This is a genomic window from Streptomyces sp. NPDC005808 (assembly GCF_042871385.1).
GTDB lineage: Bacteria > Actinomycetota > Actinomycetes > Streptomycetales > Streptomycetaceae > Streptomyces.
Window position 1 is genome coordinate 86613 of record NZ_JBIAIK010000023.1, and the last position, 14809, is coordinate 101421.

Sequence of the window (14809 nt, forward strand, 5' to 3'; positions counted from 1 at the left end):
TTCCTCCTCAGCAGGTCCCGCAGTGGGCGTCGCCAGGGGTCACCGGGCCGTGAGCCGGGGCATGGCAAGATCCGCCACCTTCCTCGGGACGTGGTGAGCGTGGTAGGTCAAGGCTTGGATTCCGGTCGAAGAACCCGACGGGTTTGAGGGTGAATCCCGTGTACTCCACTGGCATGACCGGCCATTCTTCGGGGCGCGGTATGTGTGTGGTGCCGAATGTGTGCCAGAGCACGACGTCTTCGCCGACTAGCGGCCGGTCTTTGGTCTGCCATTCCGGCAGGCCGGAGCCGCCGGCATGCTGGTTGGGGTAGTTGCCTGCGGCGTACCGCTCTGTCGGGTCGTACTGGGTGACCCACAGGTGCTTGGTCGCAAAGGCGGCGCGCCGGGCCAGCGGGGAGTCTGGCTGCGCGAGAAGCAGCGGTGCTTGATTCGGCACCAGCTTGTAGGCGACGGGCTGGCCGAGCCTGTTCCGGGAGTCGGGATTGGTCACCTTCCAGACTCGCGAGACGGATGCCTTGGCCAGACGAGCCGCTTCGGACTCCCGTCGCAGGACCGTGCTGGCAGTGGTGAAGGCGTTGCCATGGGGATTCCCCTCGCCCATGGGAAGGGGCACGACGTCCACTTCCTCGACGGCGTTGTGTACACCGTCGACCATCATGTCTAAACGCATGTTGAACAGGTGCTGGTGGTAAGGGGCGACGACGCCCGGCGCTATGGGAGAGGCGTGGGCGTTGACTGTTCCTTCGTTTTGCGCGTTGGCGAAGAGGATGCCGGTGAGCTTGGCTTCGAACTGGATGGTGCCGTCTTGGTAGAAATACCAGAAGAAGCCGTAGTCGTAGTTGCCGATCGCGGTGAACATCGAAAGGACGAGCCGCCGTGAGCGCCGCGTCTCGCTGACTCCGGTGAAGTAGTCGTTGTGCTTCCAGAGGACGCCATAGTCTTCTTCGTGCATGCATACGACGTTCGGTGCGGTGTAGGGGCGTCCGTGGTCGTCTGGCAGCACGGCGTCGAAGTAGTGGATGACCCCGAGGCAGTCGCAGCCGAGTGTCAGCGGAGTGGCGACACGTCCCAGAAGGTCCTCGCCTTCGTCGAAGTAGGTCACCCAGTACCGGGCGGGGTGCGGATCGGCGTAGGGGACGACCAGCTCGGCCATGGAGGCCCGGTAGATGATGGGGCGGTCGCGGTCACCGTCGCGGTAGGTGAGCTGCTGGAGCACCAGCCCTTCGCGCTGGTCGAAACCGACCCGGAAGTGCCAGTTCTGCCACGACACGCAGCGCCCGTCGACCTGGAAACTGGGCCCTTCCGGTTGGGTGATCTCCAAGGGGCTGACGGTCGTGCGCGGCGGCCCCCAGTCACCTTCGCGGAAGTTGCCGTGCTCCCGGGGCAGCGGTGCGCTGCCGTAGTCGTACAGCTCGATGACGCGCCGATCCACGAGATCCACGCTGGCGACAAGCCCTTCGACCGGGTGCGCCCACGGACTGTCCTGTTCGTGCTCACGCCAGAAGGTCAAAGCGCGCAGTACCCGGCGGCCCGTCTCGCCGGCGTGGTCGAAGTTGCCTGGCGGCAAGCACAGAATCACGCATAGCTCGGTGTCGTGAATGCCGCGGGCTGCCATCGCAGCTTGCCAACGCGGGTCCGACTTGACCGCGTCGGTGACTGTCTGGCCCTCCTCCATCACCAGGGGCGGTTGCCCGTAGGGATGACGCGCGGTGTCGACCGGCCGCCACGACAGCAGCTCTCGCCGTGTCACCGAGACGACCGCCTCATGCACCGAGCCAGTGGCTGCGTCGAGCAATACCGCGTCGATACTGCGCTCCACCGGGTTGCCAGGACGGTGAGAGAGCACCTCCGACTTGGGCGGCTCCCGAAGCTGCATGACCGTGAAACGGGTGGTCTCGCTGACTTTGCCCGCATCGGCCAGGACGTCGCGGGTGGCCGTGATCTCCTCCGCCGTGACCGGATCCAGTGGGTGGGCGGCCTGACGGTCGTGCGGCCCGACCGGGGATGGCGTCGATTCAGTCAACACGTATGACTGCTCCAAGTTCGTGCGTGCCGAGCAAGACCCGACTCGCTCCGGTATCCCATCTCAGGAATGTTGGACAGGTGCTTTTTGGACACAGGCGGAAATCCCACTTCCCACTTACTGTGAGCCAGCTGTGAATAGGTGGTGGCTGAAAGTAGGTTGGCTGGGCGGCCTTGCCGGTCTTGTTTCGGGGAGGGCTGGTTATGGATGATGAGGGATCGACCAGGAGTTTTCAAGCTTCCCTTCGCCCGGGGTGCAGCCGTGCGACCGCTGTTTTCTCGCCTGCCATGGTTGACATGATTCCACCGCTGTATAACCTGTGACAAGATAGCGTTACATGGACCCGTCAGGCATGCGTCAGGAGTAATCTTCCCGATGTCTCTCCCTCACTTACGACGGCACCTCGCTGGCCCCCGTGTCTCCGTTCTATATCCGGAGGCATCCGCTCCGATTCACCTTCGAAATAATCGAACAGAGCATGATCGACTAGATGATCATAGTTCTGAACAGGGATTTGAAGAGCATGGGCTTCGAACACTTCTCGCATCGCTCGATGGGCAGCGCCTCTCGCGATGCAGTTTTCCTGTCTACCCGTGTATTCGTCGTGGGCCCCGCGAGATCGGTACGCCCTTATTTTTCTGACCCCTTTAAATTCATTCAACAGTAATCTCGGTGCGGTTCCGGCATGGCTTGCGCATGCCGCATACCGGTTCATGTGAGTCGCGCTTCCGTATACTCGCGTGCTGATTTGAATTACTGTGCCGCTGATGCGTGCACGTCGATAGTCTTCTTTATCGCGCATTGATATCGCCATGCTTTTTTGATCTGTCTCGCCCTCTGTGAAACACGGCTATTCCGACTCTGAAGGAAGGAATGCGGCATGACCGTACAGCAGGACTGGCAAGAAGATGACTCTAGCGATTTCGTCGAGCTTGGGGAGTTTTTCGTCCCTGACCGGCAGACGCAGATGAAAGTGATCACCTCTCTCATTCCAGAGCCGCAGGGGCAGGTCGAGATGCTGGACCTGTGCTGCGGCCAGGGACGGTTGAGCGAGGCGTTGCTCGCGGCCTTTCCCCAGACGACCGTGGTGGGCCTGGACCTCAGCTCAACCATGCTGGGCGCCGCGGAGAAGGATCTGGCGGGATACGAGGACCGGTTTCGCACCGAGCGGTTCGACCTGGCGGAGAAAGGCTGGCGGCAGCGGGTAGCGGCTCCTGCGGCAGTGGTCTCCTCGCTGGCTGTCCACCACCTCGACGCCGGCGGCAAGCAGGAGCTCTTCCGCGACGTGTTTGCCATGCTGCGGCCGGGCGGAGTCCTGCTCATTGCAGATCTGGTCCAGCCGGTGGGGGAGCGGGGCGTGGTGCTGGCGCGCCGCATGTGGAACGAGGCCGTTCGAGAGCAGAGCATCGCCGCAACCGGAGGCACGGAGCCGTACGAGAAGTTCCACGCGCTGGAGTGGAGCTGTTTTGAATACCCGGACGAGCTGGACAAGCCCTCCCCGCTCTTCGACCAGCTGGGCTGGCTCCGCGACGCGGGATTCGGCGAGGTCGACGCCTACTGGATGAGGGCGGGACACGCCGTCTACGGCGGCGTGAAGCCCGGAAAGTAGAGGAGAGCAGTATGCAGCGCGACTACCCCTTGATGGTCTTCGGCAACTTCATCAACGAGCTGATGGTCACTGTCCCGGTGCACCGTCACGCCGACGCTCTGATTGCCGTATCCCCGCGGAAAATCTGGCTGACCCAGCCGGGCGACGTCCTAGTGATCCCCAGGCCGATGTCGGAGCCGCTGGGCGACTACGCCAGCGAGTTGCTCGGGTTCTCCCTGGCCGACGTGACGGTGGTGGAGGCGCCCGCGGACGACCTGGTGACGCTGACGGAGGCGGTTCGCCGCAACGGCTTGGTCGACAGGTTGCGGGCCGAGGCGCAGAAACGTCCCGGCATACGCTTCCAAGCGTTTGCCCAGGACCGGCCCGCCCTCGCGGCGGCCGCGGAGATCGGCGTGCCTGTGGAGGGCTACGACATCGATGGTCCTCCGCAGACGGCCGTGGACGCGGCGTATCGGATCAACACCAAGCCTGGATTTCGGGAGTTGGCCGGTGAGCTGGGAATCAGAGTCGCCCACGGCTTCAGCTGCACCAACATGGAAGAACTGACCGCAGCGTTACGCAAGGTTCTGGCGGACCGCGGCGCGGCGGTGGTCAAACTGGCCCGGGGGTCCAACGGATACGGAGTCAGCTTCTGGCAGGCCGCCGACCTGCTGGAACTCGATACCAAGGTGGCCGAGTACCTGTCGTCGGTTGCCGAGCAGCCACCGGGCTGGGTCGTCGAGGAGCGCCTCGACTTCGCCCGCGTGGTGACCGTGGAGATGGAAGTCGGGGACGACGGCCCGCAAGTGAGGCACGTTGGCGAGATGCGTACGCCCAACGGCAGCTTCAGCGGCCAGGTGACCCCCCTGGTGGCGAGTTCCTCCGCGACGGAGGAACTGGTCGAAGGCGGCCTTGCCCTGGGCCGGCACCTGCACAAAGCCGGGTACTGGGGCCCGTTCGACATCGACGGGGGCATCACCGCCGACGACGTCCTTTACTCAACGGAGAGCAACCTCCGCAAGACAGGGTGCACCTACCTGGACCTGCTAGTCAGACGGCTGTTGGGGGAAGATCGGGCAGCGCGCGCTGTATGGATTGCCGATTCCAGGGTGGGTGAAGTGGAGCCTGATTTCGCCGCCGGGCTCGCGCGCATCCGGCAGGCGGCCTTGGACTTCACGCCGGGAGCCGAGGAGGGCATTGTGCTGACCTCCGACACGCTCGCCTTCGACGGCAAGTGGCGCTACCTCGTGCTCGGGACGAGTCACAGCAGGGTCGACGAGTTGGAAGCTCGTCTCGCCGACGTTCTCAAGCTGGTGTGACGCCATGCTGACCAAGGGCATCGACGTGCGCGCGAGTCCCACACACAACGTCGGGCTGTTCGTGACCGAGCCCATCCCCACCGGGACGGTGATCTGGCTCCCGTGCACCAAGTGCTCACGGTGGTCCAAGGAGGAGGTGGCGGCCCTACCCGCCGCCCGCTTCCAGGCTCTCGACACCTACGGCCATCTGCTGACGGACGGCAGCCTGCTGCTGCCGTGTCTCGGCGCCTACCTGATGAACCATTCCTGCGAGGCGAACGTCCTCGATCTCGGGCTCGACTTCGGCCTGGCCGTCCACGACATCGCCCCGGGCGAAGAGGTCACCTGTGACTACGCCACCTTCGTCGAGGACGGCGGCTGGAGCATGGAGTGCCGCTGCCGCAGTCCCCGCTGCCGGGGCAGTGTCACCACCGAGCAGGGGCGCGACCCGGACATCAAGTGGGCCTGGCACGAACGGATCGAGGCGGCGCTGCTGAGCGCCCCCTCCGTCGACCAGCCCCTCCATGACGTCCTCACGGAGCTGAGCGAGCCGTACCGCCGGATTCTCAGCGGAAAGACCGATCTTGCGCAGGTCTCCACCGGCGCGAGTGTGTGTGCGCCCGCCTTTGTCACCCGATGACGGTCGGGCCGGTGTGTGACTCGCCGTAGGCGGTGTCCGGCCGTGGCGGCCCAGGCCGCCACGGCTGTAGCCCTATGCCAAGTGGAGCCGAGCGAGGGGATACGCATGTCCGAGAGCCTGCAGCAGCCCTACTCCTACCAGTACCGCGAAGCCCGGGAACCTGACCCGCGTCGGTTACCGGGATGGCGTGATGTCACCTCGGAGGAGTGGAACTCCGTTCAGTGGCAGCGTGCACACTGCGTGAAGAACGTCCGCCAGCTACGTGCTGTGACCGGGGACCTCCTGAGAGACTCCTTCTTTGCCGACCTCGAGCGCGACCAGCGGGAACGCGCCACGATGTCGTTGCTCATCACGCCGCACATGATCAACACCATGGCCCCCGACACACCGCCGCGCGGGCCCGGGAGCCTGACCGACGCCTTTTACGCCGATCCCGTCCGCCGGTACATGCTGCCTGTCTTTTCCGACCGTCGTACCAACTTCCCCTCCCACCCCCACGCCGAAAGGGACTCCCTCCACGAGCGGGACATGTGGGCGGTGGAGGGCCTCACACACCGCTACCCGACCAAGGTACTGGCCGAACTAGTGGCCACCTGCCCGCAGTACTGCGGACACTGCACCCGGATGGACCTGGTCGGCACCTCGACCCCGTCGGTCACCAAGACGCGTTTCGCTCTCACCCCGCAAGCACGGTTCCAGGCCATGATCGACTACCTGCGTAAGACCCCGAGCGTCCGGGACGTCGTTGTCTCCGGCGGGGACCTCACCAACGTCCCCTGGCCCCGGGTCGAAGCGTTCGTGGAGGCGCTGCTGGACATCGGGTCGGTCCGTGACATCCGGCTGGCCAGCAAGGGCCTTGTCGGACTGCCACAGCACTGGATGGACGGGCAGGTGCTGGCCGGCATCGAGAGGCTGACCACCACGGCGCGCTCGCGAGGGGTGCAGATCGCGCTGCACACGCACGCCAATGCGGCGCAGCAGATCACCTCGAGCGTGTCCCGTGCCTCCCGGTTACTGATGGAGGCCGGCCTGCGCGACGTGCGCAACCAGGCGGTGCTACTACGCACGGTGAACGACACGTCAACAGCCCTGCTCGACCTGTGCTTCGCCCTGCTCGATTCCGCAGGGATCATTCCCTACTACTTCTACATGTGCGACATGATCCCCAACAGTGAGCACTGGCGGACCTCCGTGGCGGAGGCACAGGAACTCCAGCACGCGATCATGGGTTACCTGCCCGGTTTCGCGACTCCACGCATCGTCTGCGACGTACCCATGGTCGGCAAGCGCTGGGTACACCAGCTCTCTGACTACGACCGGATGCGAGGCATCTCGTACTGGTCCAAGAACTACCGCACCACCCTGGACCAGGGGGAACCGGATGACCTGACACAGCTTCACGAGTACTACGACCCCATCTACACGCTCCCGGCAGACGGGCAGGAATGGTGGAGGTCGCACGCTCCCGGCGCCTCCTCCCTGCAGCCTCGCTACTCAGCAGCCCAGTGAGCAGCGGAGCTCCCTGCTCGGGCCGCGTTCACCGCGTGGAAGTGTCCGAGCGTGCCCCGGCGCACTTGTGGATGAGGCACGAAAGCCGGACCACCGAGCGGCGCGCCCCGATCACACCTTGGGATGCCGGGCAGCTGGTGCGGAACGGTCTCCGGCTCACCGTTGAGGATTCGCCGCAGCGGGTGTTCCCTCTTGCCGACTACGTCGACGCAGGCTGCGTCCCGGCACCCATGGGCAGTTGGACCAGTGCCCCGGACGACGAGTACGTCATCGGCCTGGAGGAACTGCCCCACAAGCCCGCTCAACTCAGGCACCGGCACATCTACTTCGGGCACGCCTACAAGGGGCAACCGGACGCTGTCGCGCTGCTGTACCGCTTCGCGGCCGGGGGCGGCACGCTGTTCGATCTGGAGCACGTCACCGATGGAAAAGGGGTTCGCCGGGCCGCCTTTGGCTATTGGGCGGGGTACGTGGGTGCGGGCCTGGCCATACTCCGCTGGTGGGGCCGTCTCACCGGCCCCCTGGAGCCGCTGTCCAGGGACGAGTTCGATGCCCGGCTCCGCGAGGCCCCGGACGCCGACGCGAGAGCAGGGCAGGGGCCGACGGCGATTGTCGTCGGTGCACTGGGACGTAGCGGCCGCGGTGCCTGCGACGCACTCGAGGCCGCCGGCGTTACTCCAGTCCGGTGGGACGCGACGGAGACCCGCAACCTCGACCGGGACGCCCTGCTCGGCCACGACATCTTCATTAACGCCGTCCTCACCACCCATCGAGTGCCGCCCTTCCTGACCGAGGACCATCTCAAGTCCGGGCATCGGCTGTCAGTGATTAGCGATATCACCTGCGACGTGGGGTCGGAACTTAGCGTCCTGCCCTTCAACGACGCCTTCACCGATTGGCTGCGGCCTGTCCGAAGCCTGCGGATCGGGGACAAACCGCTCGATGTGATCGCCATCGACAACCTGCCTTCCCTGCTACCGACTGAGGCCAGCGAGGACTTCTCGGCGGCACTCACTCCGCACCTGCTGGCGCTGAGCGAGACCGATCCGGTCTGGGCCCGCTGCCGGGAGGCGTTCACCACCGCGTTGGCGGCCGTCCACGACCGCACGCCCGCAGGCTGCAGCGAGGCCGCTCCGGATAGGGAGAACACACATGCCTGATAGAGCGTCCGCAGTCTCCCCGGGATCGGCCGGCCTGGTCGGGGCGAGCGGCACCGTCCACTGGGTGGGCACTGGTCTGTCCGTCGGCCCCACAGGGCTCGGCTTGCTCTGCGACCGGGCCGGTGCCCTCCGGCTTTGGGGCCGTACCCGGGCTCGAGCCGAGGGCCTGCTGGCCCGCCTGCACCTGACCGGCCGCGCGGAGCCCAGAGGACTGGACAACGACGACCTGGCTGCCGAGCTGCGGCCTGGCGACATCGTCGTGTCAATGCTGCCGGCCACCGAACACCCCGTACTACTGCGGACAGCCATCGAGCACAGGGCACACTTCGCCTCCACCAGCTACGTGTCTGAAGGCGTCCTGGCCCAAGTGGACGCGGCCGAGGAGAGCGGCACGGTCGTGCTCACCGAGGCGGGCCTGGACCCAGGCATTGACCATCTCATGGCGCACCGGCTGGTGGACGCAGCCCGTAAGGCCGTGGGCGACCAGGCTGAGACCGTCGATTTCACCTCCTACTGCGGTGGCCTGCCCGCCGTGGTGAACGACTTCCGCTACCGGTTCAGCTGGGCGCCGTACGGGGTCCTCACCGCGCTCGGATCGCCTGCGCGGTACGTCGAGGAGGGTGCCGCACATACCTGCGCTCACCCGTGGGAAGCCACCCGCACCATCCGCGTCCATGGGGAGGACTTCGAGGCGTACCCCAACCGCAACAGCGTTCCGTTCATTGGCCAGTACGGATTCCCCGAGGGCTGGAACCTGAACACCTTCGTCCGCGGCACCCTGCGCAATGTCGGATGGCGGCAGGCGTGGGAGCCAGTGTTCGCCACCCTGCGGACAGGGGACCCGGCGCGCATCCGCACGCTCGCAGATGAACTGGCGGCCCGATACCCGGCCACCGCAGCAGACAGGGACCGCGTCGTCCTCACGGTCGCGCTTCGGCTGCGCTCCCGGGCAGGCGCGGGCTGGCGGGGCGAGTACCGGCTCAACCTTGTGGGGAGCGAGGACGAGAGCGCGATGGCGTTGTGTGTCTCCCTGCCGCTCGCCTTCGGCGTCACCCGGATCATCGAAGACGCCCTGCCCCCGGGTCTTCACTGTGCTGCCGAAGGCGTCGAGGCCGACTGCTGGCTGGCCTTCCTGAGAGGCCACGGCATCCAGACCACGTTCGAGGAAAACCACCTTCTGTCCTGAGACAGACCGACAGGAGCCAGATCCGTCCACCGACGCTCGCGAAAGAGAGGTCCAGACATGGGTCACGACAGTCCTGGCGGCCCCCCGGCGCACTACCGATGCGTCGGCGTGGGGGCAGGGCCAGCGAACCTGAGCCTTGCGTCACTCCTCCACGGCGATCCCGACGTGTCCAACCTCTTCCTCGACCGGAAGGAGTCCTTCGACTGGCACGACGGGCAACAGATCTCCGGAGCCACCCTCCAAGTCTCGCTGTTCAAGGACTTAGTGAGCCTGGCCGATCCCACCAGCCCCTTCTCGTTCCTCGCCTACCTGCACGACCAGGGGCGCGTCTACCACTTCCTCAACGCGCGGTTCTCCAGCCTTCCACGACAGGAATTCCGCAACTACCTGGCCTGGGCCTGCCAGCGCAACCAGAACCTGGCCTTCGGCGAGGAAGTCCAGGAGGTCGAGTTCGACGGCACCTTCCACATCCGCACCCCTCGCCGCACCGTGACGGCCGACAACATCGTGGTGGGGGTAGGCAGCCGCCCATTCGTGCCGCCCCCAGCACGTGCATCTCTCGGGTCCACCAGTTTCCACATCAGCGAATTCCTGAACAAGGCGCAGGACCTGGGCGGCAAGCGGGTCGTGGTGGTCGGCGGCGGCCAGTCCGGTGCAGAGGCGTTTCTGGACCTGGTGTCCCGGTCCGGAGCGGAACTACCACGGCGGGTCTGCTGGATCTCGCGGCGGCGCAACTACTTCCCCATAGACGACTCGCCGTTCACCAACGACTTCTACATGCCGTGCCACTCGGACTACTTCTACGGCCTGCCGCCCGAGGCACGCCGGGAGTTCAACGAGCGCCACCTGCTGAGCAGCGATGGAATCTCCGAAGAGACCCTGCGGTCGATCTACCAGAAGCTGTACATGCACCGGTTCGTCGACGGCTTACCCGACCTCGTCGGGCTATATCCCCATCGCGAGGTTACCGCTGTGACCCGTGGCATCACCGACACCTGGGTGGTGACGACCCGTCACAATGACCACCCCCACGAGAACGTGCAGCACGAGGCCGACGTCGTCGTCTGGGCGACAGGCTTCCGGCCTGCGCCGATGGACTTCCTCGCCCCCCTCACCAACCGCATAGAGCTGGAAGACGGCGAACTGCGCGTCGACCATGACTTCGCGGTGCGCTGGGACGGCCCGCCGCGCCGCGACATCTTCGTGCAGAACGCCGCTCGACAGCAACGCGGCCTGGCCGATCCCAACCTCAGCCTGAATGCCTGGCGCAGCCAGCGCATCGCCGACCGGCTGCGCGGAGTGCGCAGCAACGACCAGCTCGCATCCTTCATCGAGTGGTCATCAAAGACTGCCTCGAAGCACCCGTGGCCGGCCGCATGAGCGCCGGGACGCGAACCGCCGTCGATGTCGCGGTCGTTGGAGCCGGTGTGATCGGCTGTATGACCGCGCGAGAGATCCTGACCCGCAACCCGGATGCCTCGGTGATGGTCCTGGACCGAGACATCATTGCCTCCGGCGCCACCCAGCGCTCGGCGGGCCTGCACTTCCCCCGGGGTGCTACTGAGCGAGTACGCAGCATGTCCGCCTTCAGCCAGGACTACTACGCAAGGCTGCTTGAGGACCACCCCGAGGCGCCCATCCACCCCCTGCCGATGACTGTCATAGCCGACGAGGCTAGAGAGCAGTCGCTGCGGAAGGTACACCTCGAAAGTGCCGACCTGCGGCGCGTCCCGCACGCCCCGCACGACTGGATCCGCATCCCCAACGGCTCCGTGGCATGGCAGGGCAACGGCTGCCAGTACGCGGACGTCGCCCAGCTCACCCACCGCCTTATGCGGAGCATGCGCGAGAGAATCTCCCTCAGGGAGAGCGTGCAGGTCATGGACGTACAGCCGCAGAAAGAGGCCGTCGAACTGCGACTGGGCAACGGCGACACCGTGGAAGCCAGCTGCGTTGTGCTCGCCCCAGGCCCGTGGCTCCTAGCCCCCGCCTGGCGGAATCTTGTCGCCCCGCTAGGAATCCGCGTGAAAAAAGTCGTGGCGATGCATGTCGACGTCCGACCGGAGAAGGACGACCATGCCGTCGTCTTCTACGACGAGGACGCATTCCTGCTCCCCCTGCACGACCGCGGGCACTGGCTTTTCAGCTACACCTGCCAGGAGTGGGACGTTGACCCGGACACCGTCGCAAACGGCCTCTCGCCAGAGAACCTTCGAGAGGCGAAGACGCTGCTGGCCCACTACGCGCCGGAACTAGTCGGGCGGTGCGCTTCCGGCCGGGTCTTCTGCGACGCGTACAGCCCCACCAAGGAGCCCGTGGTGGCCACCCTCGACGAGCACCACCGGGTGGTCTTCGCAGGCGCGGCCAACGGCTCCGGATACCGACTTGCTCCCGCCGTGGCCGCCGAGGCTGTCGGCCTGCTTCCTCTTCCCCACTACGCGACAGGAAACCAGACGTGATCATCAACAAGTACGATCGGGAGGCGCTACACGAGGCCTTCGGTATCGGAATGAGCAGCATCGACGGGCTGGGCGTGGGCACCGGATGGGGCAGGGTGACCCCGGGCAGCAGATCCGGGAGCCACCACCACGACGAGACGGAGTGCTTCGTCATCGTCGCAGGCCGCGGAGACCTGTTGGTCGACGGCGAACGCCATTCCATAGAGCCCGGGACAGTGGCCGTCTTCGAGCCGTTCGAGTCCCACGTGCTCGAGAACACCGGGCGCACAGACCTAGTGTTCCTCACCCAGTATTGGCGGGACGCCGACCGGGCATTGCGATCGGCATCGTCCCCCGACCGCAGGGCCGCCGGAGACCGTCCCGTCTTCGTCTTCTCCACCCCACCCACACCCAACGGCGACCTGCACCTCGGGCACCTCTCCGGCCCGTACCTCGGCGCCGACGCATACGTGCGGTTCCAGCGCATGAACGGCGCCCGAATATGGCACTTGACGGGCAGCGACGACTACCAGAGCTACGTGCTCTCAGCCGGCCGGAAGGAGGGCCGCGGCCCAGCCGAGACCGCCGCCCACTACAGCGCCGAGATCGCCGAGACCCTGCGGCTCATGGATATCCCGCTCGACCAGTACACAGTGACGAGCACCAATGCCCCCTACCCCGAGGGCCTACGCCGGTTCTTCTCCAGCCTTGTCGCCTCCGGCTCGGTGGCACCGGCGGAGGACGAGGCACTCTTCGACCCAGAGACCGGCAGGTACCTCTACGAGGGCGACGTCAGCGGAGGCTGCCCACACTGCCAGGCCGGCACCGGAGGGAACATCTGCGAGGAATGCGGAGAGCCCAACCTCGTCACAGACCTGACCGCCCCCACAACGGCGCAGTCGCAGTCCGTCCCCACACGCGCCACCGTACGCAGGTACTCCCTGCCCCTACACGAATTCCGCAACACGGTGCGTGAGCACCACCAACTGGGCCGCGTCCCCGCCCGGCTTCGGCAGCTGGCACGTCGCGTCTTCGACCAGCCGCGCCTGGACGTCCCGATCACCCACCCGTCCACATGGGGCGTGCCCCCCGCCGAGAATACTGTCGACGGCCAAGTCATCTGGGTGTGGCCCGAGATGGCCTACGGATTTCTGCACGGCATCGAGGCCCTAGGACAGCGGCTCGATGAGCAGTGGCAAGCCCGGGAACCGCAGCCGGACTGGAAGATCGTCCACTTCTTCGGCTACGACAACAGCTTCTACCACTCCGTGCTCTACCCGGTGCTCTACAAACTGACGTTCCCGCAATGGACACCAGACATCGACTACCACGTCAACGAGTTCTACCTGCTGGACGGCAGCAAGTTCTCCACCAGCCGCAGGCACGCCGTGTGGGGCAAGGAGATCCTCGGCCCCGACAGCGTCGACGCTGTGCGCTACTTCCTGTCGAGCACCCGTCCAGAAGGAGAGCGCACCGACTTCACGCACGCCGCCTACGAGGCAGCACTGCACGATGTCCTTATCGGCACCTGGCAGAAGTGGCTCACCGACCTTGGCGAGCGGGTCGACCAGCGATACGACGGCACCGCACCAGACGCCGGCAACTGGACACCCGAGCACTCAGCCTTCCTCGGCCGCCTGGGCACAAGGCTGGCCGCCCTCACCGGAAGCCTGAGCCCGGACGGGTTCTCGCTGCGCCAGGCGGCCACCGAACTCGACGGCATCATCCAGGATGTGGTGCGCTTCAGCGCGGCAGAGCGGCTGGTCGCCGACGGCGACGACTGGCGCGATGAAAGCCGCACGGCCGTCGCCCTGGAACTCGCGACGGCCCGGCTGCTGGCGTCAGGAACTGCCCCCGTCCTACCCCGCTTCGCTTCCCGACTGTCGGCCGCGCTCGACCTTCCGGAACCCACTGCCTGGCCCCGGACGGTTGAACTCCTCACCCCGGGATCGAAGGTACGGCTCTCATCGGCCGTATTCTTCCGACCCACCATGGGCGCAAACGGCACCCGCCCTGACTGGACCTGAGCCCGCAGCCCGGGACTCCCACGCCAGCTGGAGTGCACTTCTTATGCAGCTCCGCTGCCCTCTCGCTGACCCGCCTGCGCCCTTGCAAGCTCGCCAACCGTGCCTGGCAGGTTGTCTGGCCTGTGGGACAGCCAGAGGGCAGCGGAGCATTGTCCGAAGAAAGGAGCGGAAGGGGAGCCCACGGATACAGGCGCCCCGGGACGCCGCGAGATAGGCCGACGACCGCCGCGCAGTCCCCACGAAGGACACTGCGTTCAGCCAGACACACCGCTTCACACGTACGCTAGCCGCCCTCATAGCCAACCCGTACTGCCCGAAGGGAATACGTACGGTACAGATCAACAAGCGTGCCAGAGCCATCACGCCAGACACACAGCGCACTCACGATGACCGGCTCGCCGGCCAGACCCTGTTCTTCGCTGTACAGCGCATCGGCTACCTGCGCGGGCGCAGCGCGATGCTCCATTCTGAACGAATGCTTGGTGGAGACGGCTCGCCTCCACCCCCTACATCGCACGGGCAGCAGGTTCGGGTACCGCCCTCGTACAACTTCTTTGCACTGAACCCGTATGACATTGCCTCAGATCCTCTCGGAGGCAGGGGGCGGAAATCCGGATTCCTATAAAGTTCTAGACAAAGGAAGCACCCGCACTTAAAGAAGGGGGGAGGCAACTTTCCCCCAGATAGCCAGCTTGCCCGCGAAGCGGGTTACAGCTAGAGGCGGAGCCAGAAGCTGAAGGGCAGGAGAGCGAAGCGATCTGCCTATTCTCAAAGTGCCTGCGCAGCAGGCACTTTGAGAATTAAGGTGTCCTTCCGCGGAGCGGAAGGACACCGGTCCGGCGGAGCCGGACGTCGCTCCGTAACGCGGAGCGTCAACAGTCGCGCGAAGCGCGACTGTTCGCTTGGAGGGTGCGCAGCACCCTCTTACCCGCTCCGCGGG

10 protein-coding genes are annotated in these 14809 nt (G+C 65.8%); 9 read left to right on the forward strand and 1 reads right to left on the reverse strand.

Annotation, left to right across the window (positions count from 1 at the left end):
- Nucleotides 1-7: 7 nt before the first annotated feature.
- Nucleotides 8-2026: a primary-amine oxidase gene (locus tag ACFYPC_RS34550; protein ID WP_391891140.1), complete on the reverse strand. Its 2019-nt coding sequence runs from the start codon at nucleotides 2024-2026 to the stop codon at nucleotides 8-10.
- An 877-nt stretch (nucleotides 2027-2903) separates the two neighbouring features.
- Between ACFYPC_RS34550 and ACFYPC_RS34555 the strand changes: the two genes are divergently transcribed.
- From ACFYPC_RS34555 to ACFYPC_RS34595, 9 genes are all read left to right on the forward strand, one after another.
- Complete coding sequence (locus ACFYPC_RS34555) at nucleotides 2904-3632, forward strand: class I SAM-dependent methyltransferase (protein ID WP_391891141.1); 729 nt, start codon at nucleotides 2904-2906, stop codon at nucleotides 3630-3632.
- Nucleotides 3633-3643: 11 nt separating this feature from the next.
- Nucleotides 3644-4930: a peptide ligase PGM1-related protein gene (locus ACFYPC_RS34560; protein WP_391891142.1), complete on the forward strand. Its 1287-nt coding sequence runs from the start codon at nucleotides 3644-3646 to the stop codon at nucleotides 4928-4930.
- Between the two features lie 4 nt (nucleotides 4931-4934).
- A complete protein-coding gene (locus ACFYPC_RS34565; protein ID WP_391891144.1) occupies nucleotides 4935-5549 on the forward strand; it encodes an SET domain-containing protein in 615 nt (204 codons plus the stop codon).
- A gap of 105 nt (nucleotides 5550-5654) precedes the next feature.
- Nucleotides 5655-7058, forward strand: a complete 1404-nt coding sequence (locus ACFYPC_RS34570; protein ID WP_391891145.1) for a KamA family radical SAM protein — start codon at nucleotides 5655-5657, stop codon at nucleotides 7056-7058.
- Between the two features lie 71 nt (nucleotides 7059-7129).
- Nucleotides 7130-8218, forward strand: coding sequence for a saccharopine dehydrogenase (locus ACFYPC_RS34575; protein WP_391891147.1), 1089 nt, complete (start codon nucleotides 7130-7132; stop codon nucleotides 8216-8218).
- Entirely contained in the window at nucleotides 8211-9404 is a 1194-nt protein-coding gene (locus ACFYPC_RS34580; RefSeq protein WP_391891149.1) for a saccharopine dehydrogenase family protein, read from the forward strand. Before ACFYPC_RS34575 ends, ACFYPC_RS34580 begins: the two co-directional genes overlap by 8 nt.
- Before the next feature lie 57 nt (nucleotides 9405-9461).
- Nucleotides 9462-10784: a lysine N(6)-hydroxylase/L-ornithine N(5)-oxygenase family protein gene (locus ACFYPC_RS34585; protein ID WP_391891151.1), complete on the forward strand. Its 1323-nt coding sequence runs from the start codon at nucleotides 9462-9464 to the stop codon at nucleotides 10782-10784.
- Nucleotides 10781-11863 carry an NAD(P)/FAD-dependent oxidoreductase gene (locus ACFYPC_RS34590; protein ID WP_391891157.1) on the forward strand — a complete coding sequence of 361 codons (1083 nt, stop codon included), beginning with the start codon at nucleotides 10781-10783 and terminating at the stop codon, nucleotides 11861-11863. Before ACFYPC_RS34585 ends, ACFYPC_RS34590 begins: the two co-directional genes overlap by 4 nt.
- Nucleotides 11864-11913: 50 nt before the next feature.
- Nucleotides 11914-13869, forward strand: a complete 1956-nt coding sequence (locus tag ACFYPC_RS34595; protein WP_391891153.1) for a class I tRNA ligase family protein — start codon at nucleotides 11914-11916, stop codon at nucleotides 13867-13869.
- The last annotated feature ends 940 nt before the right edge of the window (nucleotides 13870-14809 follow it).

Bases quoted from the DNA above. Each gene is read 5' to 3' on its own strand.
- ACFYPC_RS34590 (WP_391891157.1), top strand. From the start codon at position 10,781: ATGAGCGCCGGGACGCGAACCGCCGTCGATGTCGCGGTCGTTGGAGCC.
- ACFYPC_RS34560 (WP_391891142.1), top strand. From the start codon at position 3,644: ATGCAGCGCGACTACCCCTTGATGGTCTTCGGCAACTTCATCAACGAG.
- ACFYPC_RS34580 (WP_391891149.1), top strand. From the start codon at position 8,211: ATGCCTGATAGAGCGTCCGCAGTCTCCCCGGGATCGGCCGGCCTGGTC.
- ACFYPC_RS34565 (WP_391891144.1), top strand. From the start codon at position 4,935: ATGCTGACCAAGGGCATCGACGTGCGCGCGAGTCCCACACACAACGTC.
- ACFYPC_RS34555 (WP_391891141.1), top strand. From the start codon at position 2,904: ATGACCGTACAGCAGGACTGGCAAGAAGATGACTCTAGCGATTTCGTC.
- ACFYPC_RS34585 (WP_391891151.1), top strand. From the start codon at position 9,462: ATGGGTCACGACAGTCCTGGCGGCCCCCCGGCGCACTACCGATGCGTC.
- ACFYPC_RS34575 (WP_391891147.1), top strand. From the start codon at position 7,130: ATGAGGCACGAAAGCCGGACCACCGAGCGGCGCGCCCCGATCACACCT.
- ACFYPC_RS34595 (WP_391891153.1), top strand. From the start codon at position 11,914: ATGAGCAGCATCGACGGGCTGGGCGTGGGCACCGGATGGGGCAGGGTG.
- ACFYPC_RS34570 (WP_391891145.1), top strand. From the start codon at position 5,655: ATGTCCGAGAGCCTGCAGCAGCCCTACTCCTACCAGTACCGCGAAGCC.